The organism is Vibrio fortis, from assembly GCF_024347475.1.
GTDB classification, from domain to species: Bacteria; Pseudomonadota; Gammaproteobacteria; order Enterobacterales; family Vibrionaceae; genus Vibrio; species Vibrio fortis.
In genome coordinates, this window is the sequence record NZ_AP025487.1 from 1,842,565 (window position 1) to 1,857,720 (window position 15,156).

The 15,156-nt window shown below is 45.9% G+C and carries 12 protein-coding genes; 3 read left to right on the forward strand and 9 right to left on the reverse strand.

Features of this window, described 5'->3' with window-relative positions; all coding sequences use genetic code 11:
* Positions 1–42: 42 nt before the first annotated feature.
* Entirely contained in the window at positions 43–831 is a 789-nt protein-coding gene (locus OCV50_RS07965; RefSeq protein ID WP_239842070.1) for a TetR/AcrR family transcriptional regulator, read from the reverse strand.
* A gap of 479 nt (positions 832–1,310) precedes the next feature.
* Between OCV50_RS07965 and OCV50_RS07970 the strand changes: the two genes are divergently transcribed.
* Positions 1,311–2,084, forward strand: coding sequence for a hypothetical protein (locus OCV50_RS07970; RefSeq protein WP_261904140.1), 774 nt, complete (start codon positions 1,311–1,313; stop codon positions 2,082–2,084).
* Positions 2,005–2,763 (forward strand): hypothetical protein, encoded by a 759-nt coding sequence (locus OCV50_RS07975; protein ID WP_261902712.1) that lies wholly within the window; start codon positions 2,005–2,007, stop codon positions 2,761–2,763. Before OCV50_RS07970 ends, OCV50_RS07975 begins: the two co-directional genes overlap by 80 nt.
* A gap of 220 nt (positions 2,764–2,983) precedes the next feature.
* Here OCV50_RS07975 and OCV50_RS07980 read toward each other — a convergent pair whose 3' ends face one another.
* Together OCV50_RS07980 and hrpA are read right to left on the reverse strand one after the other, a co-directional pair.
* Positions 2,984–3,478: an outer membrane beta-barrel protein gene (locus OCV50_RS07980; protein ID WP_239842072.1), complete on the reverse strand. Its 495-nt coding sequence runs from the start codon at positions 3,476–3,478 to the stop codon at positions 2,984–2,986.
* A 136-nt stretch (positions 3,479–3,614) separates the two neighbouring features.
* Positions 3,615–7,616: an ATP-dependent RNA helicase HrpA gene (hrpA, locus tag OCV50_RS07985; protein WP_261904141.1), complete on the reverse strand. Its 4,002-nt coding sequence runs from the start codon at positions 7,614–7,616 to the stop codon at positions 3,615–3,617.
* A gap of 196 nt (positions 7,617–7,812) precedes the next feature.
* Here hrpA and OCV50_RS07990 point away from each other — a divergent pair, with 196 nt between their 5' ends.
* Entirely contained in the window at positions 7,813–8,397 is a 585-nt protein-coding gene (locus OCV50_RS07990) for an FMN-dependent NADH-azoreductase (RefSeq protein WP_261902713.1), read from the forward strand.
* 121 nt (positions 8,398–8,518) lie between these two features.
* Here OCV50_RS07990 and OCV50_RS07995 read toward each other — a convergent pair whose 3' ends face one another.
* The 6 genes from OCV50_RS07995 to OCV50_RS08020 are packed head-to-tail and all read right to left on the reverse strand — an operon-like array spanning position 8,519 to position 15,130.
* Positions 8,519–10,675: a glycoside hydrolase family 3 N-terminal domain-containing protein gene (locus tag OCV50_RS07995; protein ID WP_261902714.1), complete on the reverse strand. Its 2,157-nt coding sequence runs from the start codon at positions 10,673–10,675 to the stop codon at positions 8,519–8,521.
* 3 nt (positions 10,676–10,678) lie between these two features.
* Positions 10,679–11,164: a hypothetical protein gene (locus OCV50_RS08000; RefSeq protein WP_261902715.1), complete on the reverse strand. Its 486-nt coding sequence runs from the start codon at positions 11,162–11,164 to the stop codon at positions 10,679–10,681.
* Positions 11,164–11,985 (reverse strand): carbohydrate ABC transporter permease, encoded by an 822-nt coding sequence (locus tag OCV50_RS08005; protein ID WP_261902716.1) that lies wholly within the window; start codon positions 11,983–11,985, stop codon positions 11,164–11,166. Before OCV50_RS08005 ends, OCV50_RS08000 begins: the two co-directional genes overlap by 1 nt.
* 2 nt (positions 11,986–11,987) lie before the next feature.
* Complete coding sequence (locus tag OCV50_RS08010; protein ID WP_261902717.1) at positions 11,988–12,863, reverse strand: carbohydrate ABC transporter permease; 876 nt, start codon at positions 12,861–12,863, stop codon at positions 11,988–11,990.
* A gap of 22 nt (positions 12,864–12,885) precedes the next feature.
* Positions 12,886–14,133 (reverse strand): extracellular solute-binding protein, encoded by a 1,248-nt coding sequence (locus tag OCV50_RS08015; protein ID WP_261902718.1) that lies wholly within the window; start codon positions 14,131–14,133, stop codon positions 12,886–12,888.
* A gap of 7 nt (positions 14,134–14,140) precedes the next feature.
* Positions 14,141–15,130 (reverse strand): LacI family DNA-binding transcriptional regulator, encoded by a 990-nt coding sequence (locus OCV50_RS08020; RefSeq protein ID WP_261902719.1) that lies wholly within the window; start codon positions 15,128–15,130, stop codon positions 14,141–14,143.
* Positions 15,131–15,156 lie beyond the last annotated feature (26 nt).

Consider the following 15,156-nt stretch of genomic DNA (forward strand, 5'->3'; position numbering starts at 1 on the left):
CGCTAAAATAACCCATCGGCTTAGGCCATGGGCTATTAAAACTTAACGACCAACAGATTCTAAATAAGCAACTTCTTCACTGAACAGCTCTTGCTCTACTCGGCGCCAGGTCTTTTTATAATCCCATTCCGAAGAGAGCGGCTTCCAGTTCAAGCCATCTAAAAGCATATTGGCGTTATGTAACACTGAATATGGGTCTTGGATTCGTTTAATACAGTGGCTGTTAGATGCATTTTGGTTCAAGGCGTTTGAGCCAAAAGCGATCGACCAGTTAGCAAAGACAATAGCGTCAGAACCAATTCCAGAAGAGAACTTCAGATCCCCAGCTTCAACAGCACGATTTACCAAATCATCGGCATGCTGAATTACCATCTCTTCAAGTTGATTAAGCTCTTGCACTCTTGTTGGCGAGGCCTTTTCTAGTATCCAAGGGCTCTTCGCCATAATTGCACACGTTGATAATACAGGTTCCATGCGAGCATAGATTCGGTATGCAACGTGCAGTGCCATTACTTTTTCACGGCTTGTGCCTTCAAACTCTCCAGAGCGCGCAAACAACATCGCCTCTGTTTTAAGTGAATGAATACACAGGGCTAAAACAACGTCTTCTTTGCTGCAAAAATGATTGTATATCGTCCCTTTCGAGTAAGAGCTTGCTGCGGTTAACTTGTCCATAGTTAAGTTACCAAAACCCTGCTCTCGAACGATATCTCTTGCCAACAACATCAGCTCTACCTCGCGTTCTGCGATCGCTTGTTGTTTTTTAGTCATGCCAGAGACGCACCCTAGCATTCCTTTTATTTCATCTTTGCAACCTAAGCCAAACTTCATGTTTAGTCCGTACCTTAACTCAGCTTATAAAACTCGGTCTGTACAACCCGTCTGCATATAAGCATGGTCTGTTTTAAACCTTGTTTGTATTAAACAATACTCCTACTCAATATAATAACATGAATCCCATAATCATGTACGCTGACATTTTGTGACGCTTCGTCATTTTTGACTTATCGTCATAATAGCTCAATCATTGATCAAATCAAGTCTCATTTATAAATTTATTCGACCAATGAATCATTTCTTCGATTTATTCAACCACGCTCATACAATTTCAATACCTGATATGACGAACTGTTCACTCTTAGTTCTTTAGGAGACTGAAACCCGTCGTTTTGAAAGTGAGGCAGTACTTTCAGTGCTCAGCAATGCTTAATATTTGTTTAGCTGACATTGATTTAGGTGAAGTTGCTATAAATTCCGGTGTGGGTGGCTTACAATGGGAACATGAGTTGTACTTTATCAAGAGCATCATTTTGAGCGCCAAATTTACCTATCTTACTTGGAAAATTAATACCAGCAGCCCAGCTGAAAAGTTGGTGATGCTTTTACTCGCAGACAATGCCGATGATGAAGGCTACGCAACGATTGAACTTAACAAGGCTTCTACGCTGACTGCGCTATCTGTTTTTGGATTAGCAGACTGCTTAAAAGCCTTAGTCGACAATGGTTGGCTAAACAAAGTGAAAGTCGAGCACAGAGACAACCAAGAGATTCACGTGTTTAAGATGCTGCTGGAACAAGAGCAACCTGCGCAACAGGTAAACTCCATTCCAGTTTATTCACCTGCACCTGCACCTGCACCTGCACCTGCACCTGCACCTGCACCGAAATATCAGCCTGCTCCAGCGCCAATGCAAGTGATGTCGACCTCCCCTCGTCCACAAAGCCGTGGCGGTATGAATGGCAACACTATTTCAACTCACGATCTGGATGAAGAGAACATTCCATCGTGGGCAGAACGTGCGTTTAAGTTTTCCGGATTGTCCGGTGACCATAATCTAATATGGAAGAAGTTTGTCCTTTGGTACAAAGCCAAAGCCAATGAATTAATGCCAATATCTCGAATTGAATCTAAGTTGCAGTACTGGCTAGTTAACGAGAAGCAAAATGAAAGACAACAACCGAAAACCGCTCAATATTCAGGAACTTCAGGACAAACTCAAGGAAATGGGTATCGACAAAAGCTTAGCCCATCTGAGCGCTTCAGGCAGCAACTCATCCAGAAAGGCAAAAAGCCAACTTTCTGATCCTGAGCCTGCTGTTGTTCCAGAAGTTTTACCGGTCGCTGCTTCGCCATCGGTTCCTGTTGTTGAGTCAAATACAGGCTCAAATCAGCAAGTGCCCGTCGTTGACCAAGATCCGGCAGAACTAGAGCTGTCTGACTGGTGTATTCACGTATTCGGTTCATTCTTGAGTGTGTATGAAACACAATGGGAATACCAATACGGTAGTGAGCCAAGCGGTAAGTTTATCGAGTTCGCTAATACCATCGACTCTGACGGCTTAAACCGTGTACTGATGCACTGTCATGAACGTATTCAATTAGGTAACAGCTGGCCGCCACAAATGGGTGAGCTATGGATCCTAAAAGACTCACTGACAGAAGAAGAGCTATTGGATAGCCGTATTCGTGTGCTTTCTCGCACTGCAATCAACCCAATTGAAAAGTGGCTGATTCAGAACAAGCTCTACGACTTGAAACGCACGGCTGAGAACAAACTTGATGCCTTATTCAAGAAGTACTACTTGGAAGCGAAAAGACTTGATGAAAAAGGCATGCTTCATACGGAACTGCCACAACATTTGCTGGCCGCTAACTCGGTGAAGAATCTCAACGACTTGAAACGTGAAGAGTACGAAGAGAAGCACGGTAAGGCTCTGAACCCAAGAATCCAACAGATTCTAGACAGTAAAAAGCCTCGCTAATCTAGTTGGTCGCAATAGAGATAGTTAGTCGCAATGGAGATAGTTAGTTGTAATAGAGCTAGTTACTTACAATGAACTAAGCCACTTACAATAGACTCGCTACTTAAAGCCTAAATACAAAAACGCCAGCAATGATGCTGGCGTTTTTATTAATTCGTTATTTTTGGTACGTTTCAAATCGAAAGCGCCAAAATGACGACTCACTACATAGGTAGTCAGATTATAGTAGGTGGATTGTCGCGTTTAGCGTGAATACACCTGAGTCATCGTCTTTCATCTTGAAGTTCTGGTAGCTTGCACCAACAGATAGTGGGCCAAAGATGAAGTACTCTGCACCAACACCGTACATGATATCAACGTCGTCTTGCTTGAAAGAATCGCCCTTCAGCTCATAAGAGTGCAGACCGCCTTTCGCGTAAACGTGTAGAGGGCCGAAGTCGATGCTTGGTTTAACTGCAACATAAGCTGTTGATGCATCAATGCTTTGAGCTGCACGGTTGCCGTATTTAGTGTTGCTGAAAGAACCTAGATCCCAGTAACCCGCTTCTAGACCGATGATCGGTAGAATGCCAGTACCCACGTGAACACCCATCGCATTCTCGCTTTCGCCAGCAAATGAGTTTTGACCACCCATTACACCACCGTATAACCATGAATCAGCCATCGCTGTTGAAGATGCACCTAGCAGCGCTAGCGCTAATAACGTTTTTTTCATACTTGACCTTCTCGTCCTAGCGACGCTTAAGCGGTAAATGATTGCCACTAAAACGTCTTTTTGTAATTACTATCCAATTAACAAGAAAATAAGCAAGATTCATACCTGAACCTTGCTCGATTATCTCGTTCTATTCTTAACAAGCATCGATAGCGTTTTTAACACGCTTATCCGATACTGGGTACGGCGTGCCAAGTTGCTGTGCGAAGAAGCTTACACGAAGCTCTTCTATCATCCAACGCACCTCTTTGACATTTTCTGGAACCGCGATCCCTTTTGGCACCTTATTCAGTAACTCTTTGTAATCGTTCATTACTGATTCGACTTTAATCATGTGTAAGCGATCTTTGTTCGGATCAATCGGCAGTTTTTCCATACGACGCTCAATCGCGCGCATGTAGCGTAAGATGTCCGGCAGACGCTTCCAACCACACTCAGTCGCGAAGCCCTTGAATATTAACCCTTCTATCTGCGCTTTGATATCCGACAAGGCAAATGCCATCGACAGATCAACACGCCCTTTCAGCTTTTTGTTGATGCTGAACGCTGTCGTCAGGATGGTTTCTACCTGTTGAGCAATCTCTACAACGGTATCACCTAGCTCAGCTCGAACATGCTCTTTCAGCGCTTCAAACTGCTCAGGTTCCCAAACCAAGCCGCCCTTCTCTTCGATAAGTTTATCGATACCACAAGCAATACAATCATCAATCAAATCAAGAACTTTTCCGTAAGGGTTAAAGTACAGACCTAGCTTAGATTTGTTTGGCAGGTTCGAGTGTAGGTACTTAATCGGCGACGGCACGTTAAGCAAAATCAGACGACGCTGACCCGCTTTCATTGCCGAGATCTGCTCTTGCTCTGTTTCGAACAGTTTAATCTCGACGCTGTCTTTGGTGTCCACTAACGCAGGGAACGCTTTTACGTCGTAACCACCACGTTTTTGTTGGTATACCTTCGGCAGTTCACCAAAGCTCCAAGTGTGAAGGTTCTGCTGCTCGATATCGTCATCTGCCACTTTCGACAGTGTCTCTTGAACCTTGTCTTTCAAGCTCTCTTTCAGCTCGTGCAGATCTTTGTGCTCTTTCAGCTTACGGCGACGGTGGTCTACCGCGCGGAACGTTACTTTCAAGTGCTCTGGGATTTGATCAAGTTTCCAATCATCACGTACTACTTCGACACCTGTCATACGGCGTAGCTCTTTCTCTAGAGAATCCAGCAGCGGCGCTTCAAGTGGTGTCACTCGCGCAAGGAATGCATCTGCATAGTTTGGTGCAGGCACAAAGTTACGTCGTAACGTTTTAGGTAGCGATTTAATAAGGCTAATGACAAGTTCTTGACGTAAACCTGGGATCTGCCAATCAAAGCCACTCTGCTCTACTTGGTTCAGAATCGGTAATGGAACATGAACCGTCACACCATCGTTGTCGTCGCCCGGCTCGAACTGGTAGCTCAGTTTTAGCTTCAAGCCATTCTGATGCCAGAAGTTCGGGTAATCTAAATCGGTAACATGGCTTGCATCACCACGGAACAGCATCGATTTCTCGAAGTTGAGTAGCTCAGGCGTTTGCTTGCTGGTTTTCTTCCACCACGTATCAAAGTGACGGCCAGAAACTACCTCTTCACCAACACGCTGGTCGTAGAAATCAAACAGCTCATCGTCATCAATCAAGATGTCACGACGACGCGATTTATGCTCTAGCTCTTCCACTTCTTGTAGAAGCTTGCGGTTCTGTTTGAAGAAGGCGTGTTTGGTTTCCCACTCACCTTCAACCAGTGCGCTGCGTACAAACAACTCACGGCTGACAGTTGGGTCAATTGAACCGTAGTTCACTAAACGCTTAGGTACGATTGGAATGCCGTAAAGCATCACTTTCTCGTGCGCCATGACCGCCGCTTGTTTCTTCGACCAGTGTGGTTCGCTGTAGCTGCGCTTAATTAGGTGCTTAGCTAACGGTTCAATCCACTCAGGCTGAATCTTGGCAATGATACGACCCCACAGTTTTGAGGTTTCCACCAGCTCAGCGGACATGATCCACTTCGGCTGCTTCTTAAACAGGCCAGACGCTGGGAAGATATGGAAGCGAGCGTTACGTGCACCTTGGTACTCGTTCTTCTCTTGGTCTTTCATACCAACGTGCGATAGCAAGCCCGATAACAACGACTGGTGAATACCATCGTAGCTACCCGGTTCGTCATTGAGCTTGGTATCCAATTCACGCATCGCTTGGTGAATTTGGAAGTAGACATCTTGCCACTCACGAATGCGCAGGTAGTTCAGGTAATCTTGCTTACACTGTTTACGGAACTGGTTGCTCGACAGCGCTTTTTGCTGCTTCTTGATGTAGTCCCAAAGGTTCACGAATGTAATGAAGTCTGAGTCTTTGTCGAAGAAACGCTTGTGTTTGTCGTCAGACGATTGCTGCTTGTCAGACGGACGCTCACGCGGGTCTTGAATCGACAGTGCAGACGCGATAACCATCACTTCGTGCAGACAGCGGTTGTTTGGTGCTTCAATCACCATACGTGCTAAACGCGGGTCGATTGGCAGCTTAGATAGCTTACGACCAATCGCCGTTAGCTTCTTAGTATCATCACCTTGGTTCTTGTTCTTGCTGTTTGGTTTGCCTGATGCAATGGCACCTAGCTCTTCAAGCAATCTTACACCATCTTGGATGTTGCGTTTGTCTGGCGCTTCTACAAACGGGAAGGCTTGGATATCGCCAAGGCCTAATGCCGTCATCTGTAGGATTACCGACGCTAGGTTGGTACGCAGAATCTCAGGATCGGTAAACTCTGGGCGTGATTCGAAATCTTCCTCTGAGTACAGACGAATACAGATACCTTCCGCGACACGACCACAACGACCTTTACGCTGGTTCGCACTCGCTTGAGATACTGGCTCAATCGGTAGGCGCTGAACTTTGGTGCGGTAGCTATAACGACTAATACGCGCGGTACCAGGGTCAATAACGTATTTAATACCTGGAACCGTTAGTGATGTTTCCGCGACGTTGGTTGCCAGTACGATGCGACGACCTGTGTGCGATTGGAAGATACGGTTCTGCTCACCCGCTGACAAACGTGCATACAGCGGCACGATTTCAGTGTCACGCAGGTTACGCTTATTCAGCGCATCTGCCGTATCACGAATCTCACGCTCACCGTTCATGAAGATCAGGATATCGCCCAAGCCTTCATCGCAAAGCTCATCAACCGCTTCGAAGATGCCTTCCATCTGATCACGATCAGAATCACTGTCTTCACCACCGAGTGGGCGGTAGCGTGTTTCTACTGGGTAAGTACGACCTGATACTTCGATAATTGGTGCATTGTTGAAGTGCTTAGAGAAACGCTCAGGGTCGATGGTTGCCGACGTGATGATCACTTTCAGATCAGGACGCTTTGGTAGCAACTCTTTCAAGTAACCCATGATGAAATCGATGTTCAAGCTACGTTCGTGCGCTTCATCGATGATAATGGTGTCGTACTGGTTTAGATAACGGTCGTGCTGAATCTCCGCCAGTAGAATACCGTCGGTCATCAGTTTGATTTGAGTGTTGTCAGAAATCTGGTCGTTAAATCGAACCTTATAACCAACAAACTCACCCAGCTGGGTTTCCATCTCTTCTGCAATGCGGTTCGCTACAGAGCGAGCAGCCAGACGACGTGGCTGAGTATGACCAATTAGGCCATAGCGGCCGCGTCCAAGCTCTGAACAGATTTTAGGAAGCTGGGTTGTTTTACCCGAACCCGTTTCACCCGCAACGATCACCACTTGGTTCTCTTCAATCGCTTTAGCGATATCGTCACGCTTTTGGCTTACTGGCAGGATTTCTGGGTATTCGATGGTTGGCTTTTGCGCAGCGCGCTGGGTTGCCGTCATCATCGATTGGGCAATATCTAGTGCAATCTCGTCAAAGACGGCGTGTTTCGATTTCTCGTTTTTAATTCGGCTAGCACCTGCAATTCGCTTACTCAAACGGAAGCGGTCGCGCATCATACATTCTTTGAGCGCTTTACGAAGAGAGGCAGGTGTATTTTGAGAGGCTTTAGTAGCCTGAGAAGCAGAACTCTTGTCTGCCGCGTCCGAACGCGCGGCGTCTTGATTCTTATCTGCTTTTTCCGGAGACGAAGTCAAAGCGTGTCCTATTCTTTTCATTACATAAAACTTTGCGAATTGTAGCACAGAAGGGCTGGAACAAGATAACGGAAAGCAGCCCCCTGACAGTCATTCAATTTTTTCGAACAAGTTAAGCGAATCTATCGCCTTTTCGGCTCTGTTGGATTTCCTATAATGCCCCCATAGCAAGAGCACTTATTCAAGGAAAACCATTATGTCTCGTGTATTAGCCCTAAAATCAAGCATCCTAGGTGACTACTCTCAATCAACTAAACTGGTAGAAGAGTTCATCAAAAATGTAGACCAAGATAAACTGACCGTTCGCGATCTGGCTGCAAACCCACTTCCAGTATTAGACTTCTCTGTGGCAACTGCTCTTCGCGCAACTGAAGACCTTTCGCAAGAACAGCAAGCGGTTGTTGATCTTTCAAACACTCTAATTGAAGAGATCAAAGCAGCAGATACGCTGGTGATTGCGGCACCTATGTACAACTTCACTATCCCAACTCAGCTTAAAAACTGGATTGACCTAATTGCTCGTGCAGGCGTGACGTTCACTTACACCGAAACTGGCGTTAAAGGTCTCATTGAAGGTAAGAATGCGATTGTCGTAACGACTCGTGGCGGTATTCATAAAGACGCAGCAACGGATAGCGTAACGCCTTACCTACGCACGGTACTTGGTTTCGTTGGCATCACAGATGTGGAATTTGTTTACGCAGAAGCACTCAACATGGGTGAAGATGCCGCAGCAAAAGGCATCTCAGATGCACAAGCTCAGCTCGCTGAACTGGCTTAAACTAAGGCGACGCAACAAACATTAGCATCCATCTGATAGATGTAAAAAGAGCCCCCTTATGTGCAGAAGCTTAAAGGGGGCTCTTTTGTTTTCTATTTGAATTGACTAAAGCATGTTTGGGTTATTTCAGAGTCACGGTAACCTTGTCTGTCGCTAAACTGCTTCCACCGATATACACATCTAATTCTCCCTCTTCATACATAAAGCATGCTTCGCTGCCATAGAACTTAAGGTCTTGAGCATCAATTTCTAACCTTACTGTTTTGCGCTCATTCGCTTCTAAATGGCACTTAACAAACGCTTTCAGCTCTCTCTGAGGACGAGTTGTCGAAGAGACTTTACGTGAGATATAGCATTGAACGACTTCTTGCCCAGTAATCGCAGAGGTGTTCTCAACTTCAACCTCGACAATTAGGCTCTCATTCTCTGTGATTTCAGGCGTCACCGCAGTCAACTTTCCATACTCAAACTGCGAATAACTCAAACCGAAACCGAATGGGTAGAGGGGCATATCTTTCTCATTCTTGTATGCCATGTACTCTTGATAAGCCCGCATTTTACCAATCGGCTTACGACCGTAATACATAGGGATTTGCCCTGTGCTTCTTGGTACTGTCATTGTTAACTTGCCACTTGGGTTGCTATGACCAAACAACAAGTTGCCGACTGCGTTACCTGTCTCTGTTCCGCTTTGCCATGCATAAATCAGTGACTGAGCATACTGCTCTACCTTAGGTGATGGAACAGGTCTACCAGTACACTGCACCACAATCAGAGGCTTACCTGTTTTTCCAATGGCTTCAATCAGCTCTTCTTGGCCCGGTGGTAACACAAGTTCTGCAATATTGCGTGCTTCTCCCGTTCGACGATGACTTTCTCCAACGCACAGCACCACCACATCACTGCGATGCGCACACTCCATCATGTCATCACTAAAGGCGCTCGAATCAGTGATCACTGTATTGTCTGGCGCTGCTGATTGGATACCATCGGCAATCGTTGCAACGTCGTCCGCATTGCCATCTAAACACCACGAACCAAGGTGCTGCCTTTGTGAATGCGCATGTGGGCCAATCACAGCAATGGTTAAGCCTTGCGATTCCAACGGTAGCAAATCACCGTCGTTTTTAAGCAGTACCATACTCTCTTCGGCAAGAGCTAACGCTTTACGCTTATGCTCTTCGAGACCTAGCACGCTCTTATGCAGTTCTGGGTCGATATACGGTCGTTCAAACAGACCTGCGCGGAACTTGGTAAGCAGTACTCGATAAACCGCTTCATCTAGGTTTTCTAGTAAGCTTGGGTCGTTTTTCACTAAATCTTCAAGAGTCTCTTCGTAAGCCTCGTGCGTCATCGCCATATCAACACCCGCATCCAATGCCTTTAACGCAGCTGCAGATGGGTCTTTCGCGACTTCAAAGTATTCAAGATCGGAAATTGAACCCCAGTCGCTCACGACCATACCATCATACTTATTCTCGCCTTTGAGCCAGTTTCGAATTAATGGGCGAGAACCAGTTACCGGCGTGCCACCAAGGTCGTTAAATCCAGACATCACTGTTGCAACACCTGCCTCTACTGCTGCGGCAAACGGCGGCAAGTGCACATTGTGCAAGGTGTTATTGCTCAACTCCGTCGTGTCGTAGTCTCGACCACCTTCGGAAGCACCATAGCCAACAAAGTGTTTAGCACACGCCACCAGTTTATTCGGCTGCGAAGGGTCATCACCTTGAAAACCTTTCACTACTGATTTTGCAAACTGACTGGTTAAGTATGGGTCTTCACCCGAACTCTCAATTACTCGGCCCCAGCGAGGGTCTCGAACAATGTCGAGCATCGGAGCGAACGTCCAGTTGATGCCCAAAGAGGCCGCTTCAGCAGCAATGCACTCGTAAGCCTCTTCAACTAGTGTTGGGTTCCAAGAACATGCTTGAGCCAAAGGAATGGGTAGCACTGTCTTTTGACCATAAATCACATCACGAGCGAATATGATGGGAATCCCAAGGCGGCTTTTTTCCATCGCCACCTTTTGGATCTCATTTAACTGGTGCGGGTCAACCGATTCACCTGGAGCATTACCCGCCCACGCCGTGTCAGCAAGGATACGCGAGCCATACGCACCCTGCTCCACTTTCATCAAATACTCGTGCTTATTGGCGTCATAATCCAACATTGGAGATTGGCAAAGCTGACCCACTTTCTCGGCAAGCGTCATTTGAGACAATAAATCTTGCGCTCTGGTTCGGTAACTCGCAGAGCTATCTTTGTATAGAGTCATCGGTTAGATCTCTTTCAATTTGTAACGTGGGAAAGCTTCCGTTAGAAACTCGGTCATCTCTTGGTATAACGCGTCATTACCTGACTGTTTCGCTAAGCGTCGCAGTTGGTCGGCCGCCGTTGGCACATAACGAGAATCAAGCTGAACGTAGATCTCAATAAACTCCATTAACTGCTGTTCGTTAAGTTGCTCAATGATCAATGCGGGTTTTTCTAACGATTGATAGTAAGCATCTGGCTTAGGTCCGAGCGTTGCGCTTCGCCATGTTTCAATCACTTGCTGATAGCCACCCAAATACTCGTCTTCAATTCTGAGTTCGAGTTTGTTCATCCCTTTTAACGCTGTTATCAACTCACCTTTTTCATATTGCTGCTCTGCGTATGCAAAGTAGTTTTCTGATAGCGAGTAGGCTTTCAACCACGCCGAACCGTAGGCGATTAAAATAACCGATGCTAGCGCTAATAATTTATATCCTGTCGATACTTTCATTACTTAACCCCTACGCCAGTAAATGCCTTGATGAAGTTCTTCTGTAGGCAGAAAAAGACAATAACCACAGGAACAGCAATCATGGTAGTCATCGCCCACAGTTGCTCTAGGTTGGTTCCCGGTACTTCAGTTTTAAAGTTGTACAGAGCAAGCTGCAGCGTCATCAGAGAGTCATCTCTCACGTAAAGTAGCGGCCCCATAAAGTCGTTCCATGCCCCCATGAAGGTCAAGATACCAACCGTTGCTAGAGCCGGTCGCATCATAGGCAGAATGATTTTGAAGAAGATACGCATCTCACTCGCACCATCAATTCGAGCCGCTTCCAAGTAGGCGTTGTCTATCTGCTTCATAAACTGCACCATCAAGAAGATGTTGTATGCACTGATGGCACCCGGAATGATCAGTACGCGATAGGTGTTAATCCAGTTCCACTCATACATCATCATATAAGTTGGGATAGTGAACAGAATCGCCGGAATCATCATCGAACCAAGAATCACTTTCAGCCAAAACTCGCGGCCAGGTAAGTTGGTTTTGACAATCGAATACGCAACCATCGACGAGAACAATGTGTTCAGTATCGTGACAGTCACTGAGATAAAGATGGTGTTGAAGAACACTCTCCCCAAATTCACTGAATCAAACACCTTGATGTAACCCGCAAACGACCACTCTTTCGGTAAACTGTTCGGGCTGTGCATGATCTCAGGGCCCGTCTTAAATGAGTTGATCACCATGTAGAAGAACGGATACAACACAATCAGGGTGGCAACCAAAAGTGTGCCGTAAATAAGTAGATTTTTTTTCTTATCAGCATTCATGATTAGTCTTCCTTACTGGTGATTTTTAACTGCATCATCGTCAGCAGGTAAATTACGCAAGCGAGCATTAAACCAATGGTTGAAGCCTCACCCATTTTCATCTGCTCAAAACCGGTTTGGTAGAGGTAGAGCACAGGGGTCAGTGCCGATTGGTAAGGACCGCCGTTTAGGTCGAAGTTCATGAACACTTCGATAAACATCTGCAGGCCATTGATGATGTTCATTGTCATCACGAACACAATTTGCGGCATAATCATCGGCAGAGTGATTTTCTTTGTCTTACGCCACCACGATGCGCCATCAATATCCGCCGCTTCAAAAAGAGACTTGTCGATGCTAGCGATACCACCAAGGAAGATGATCATCTGCACACCAAACCACTTCCATGCGCTGAACACTGCAATCACCGGCATTGGTAACCACTCTTCAAACTTCCAGAATACAGGTTCAGAAAGAAGGTTCGCGCCAACTATGGTGTCTTGAATTGGGCCCGATGGGCCTGACACGAAGTCGAAAATGATCATTGCTACGGTAATTGAGGTCACCACTGGAATAAACATGATGGTGCGGAACATGCTCGACAAAAACTTAATCTCATTGAGCAGCAAGGCCAAGCCCAGTCCAATCACAAAGCTCAATGACACAAAGATGACTTGGTTAAACACCACATTGAACAACGACTTCCAGAACAAGAAGTCAGTGACTACGGTAATCCAGTTGGTTAAGCCGATGAACTTGGTGTTCTCTGGCATCAAGATATTTACGCTTAGAAAGCTACTCTCAAACGACAAGAAGAACGGGTAAATCAAAAAGACTGCGAAGTACACAATCCATGGTGCAAGGAACACGTAGCTGGTTATAAGGTTATTTTTTTTCATAGTTTCACTTAGACCTATCACGCTATTCGTTAATGAGTTTTTCAGCTTGCTTCGCCGCTGCTTCCACCGCTTTCTCAGGCGAAACATCTTGCTTAACCACGGCTTTTGAATACTGCTCTAGAATGACGCCTGCCATGTCTGATGAAAGCGCAAAAGGCTCATTCAGTTTTGCATTTGGCAGTTGTTCAACAAATGGTTTGGCTTCTGGCGTGTTGTAGTAAGGTCGATCCTTTAGCGAAATCAATGTTGGCAGTTGTCCCAGAGCCATATTGGCTTTGTGGTTGAACTCGTCTTCCATCATCAGCTCTAAGAACGCCCAAGACAGCTGCTCTTTCTCGACACTGTTTTTGAAGATCATCAGCGCGCGGCCATCCAGTGTCGAATATGAGGTATCACCTTTATTCAGCGTCGGAATCGGTGCTAAACCAACATCTTCACCCACCACCATTGGCTTACCCGCCGCTTCAGTGAGGTTAGCTTTCCAACCAAAACCAAATTGTGGCCACATACCAATGGTGCGTGAGAAGAAGTTCTTCTCCATAGTCAATGGGGCAAACTGCTGCGCCTTCGCCATGGTTTCAAAGAACAGTGCGAGATTGGCCTCTTCTCTATCGAAGATAGGGTTAGTGCCGAAACGATTAAGCAAGCCGTATTGGCCGTCGTTGAAGTTGTAGTACATCTGAGCCAGCATGCTCCAATACCAGCTGCCCCACGACAATGCTTCGTTCCAAAATACGGTGCCGTACACAGGGCTACCATCTGCTCTTGGAGGCAGTTGGCTGATTTTTTCTGCCGCGTGTAAAAATTCATCCCATGTTTGAGGTGGGTTTTCTGGGTCTAAGCCTGCTTCAATGAACAGCTCTTTGTTGTAGAGCATCAGTGTCGTTGTTGCATTCCAAGGGATGTAGTAGTTTCGACCGTAGTTTTTTTGCATAAAAACAGGGTCGATCCTATCTTCCATCGCATTAAAACCTTCAAACTGCTCTAAATAAGCGAGCTTACCCATTTTTGCGTATTTCGCTGGCTGATAACCAAATACACCAGCATATAGGTTTGGTACATCACCTGCTGCCATGCGGGTTTCTAGGTTTTCATCGTTTGATACAACGACATCTACATTTGGATATCTTTTTTTGAACTCAGGAACTAACTCAGAACGAACAAAGTCCATGTAGTTACCCACTGGGGTCATGACTTCGATACGGGTATTTTCTGCGAGTGACACTTGCGAACTTAGCGCAAGAACACATCCAATCAACCACTTTTTCATAACTATCCTACAGAGTTTCACGTAAAATTAATGAGGTCGGCAAAATCGTTAATGCTTTGGATTCCTTAGCTTTATCGTCAAGTGCATTGATCAATGTTGACGCGGCCAGCTCCCCCATTCCCTCTTTCTCATGGGTAATGGTGGATAAACTCGGAATCATTAACTCTGCCATTCTTATATTGTCGAAACCGACGAGCTTCATTTCGCTCGGGATGTCTATTTCATAACGCTTTGCTGCGCGAATTATGCCGATCGCCATTTCATCATTGGCCGCAAATACCGCGTCGGGTCTGCGCCCCTGTTCCAATAACTCCTTCATCTGCTTGTAAGCGGTCTTTTCTGTGAAATCGCTTTTGATCAAATGATGGTTTTTAACTGGCATATTGAAATAACCCAAAGCTGAGATGTAGCCATCCAGTCGTTTCTTGCTGTCGTATGAGTCTTCTGGCCCAGTGAAGAAATAGATGTCTTTGCACCCCTTAAGCACCAACTCCTTGGTTGCACTAAACGCACCGCCAAAGTTGTCGATTAAGATGTTGTAAATACCGGGAGCGCTTAACTCTCGGTCTAAAACCACCATTGGGAAATCCGGACCCGCAACCGATTTTAGAAACTCAGTATCAAATGAATTGGTTAACACCACGGCACCATCAACGACACGGTCTCGAATATACTTGTGAGCAGTAGAGTCTTCATTCCCGTACATGCTGCAGGCCACAAGATCATAGCCACGCTGGTGACATACTTTTTCGATACCTTTAACAAGCTCGCTGTATATCGGACCAAACCAGTTATTTAGAAACAGGCCAATGGCATAGCTACGGCGCTGCTTCAATTGCTTAGCGTTGGTGTTAGCGACATAATTCATCTCGTTAGCAATATTGAGCACATGCTGACGCGTTTTTTCACTCACGCGATTACAGTCATTCATTGCATACGAAACGGTCGCGATGGAGACATTCGCCTTTTTAGCAACGTCTTTAATGGTCACTTTCATTTCACTTATTTCCTTTCAGAGCCCTG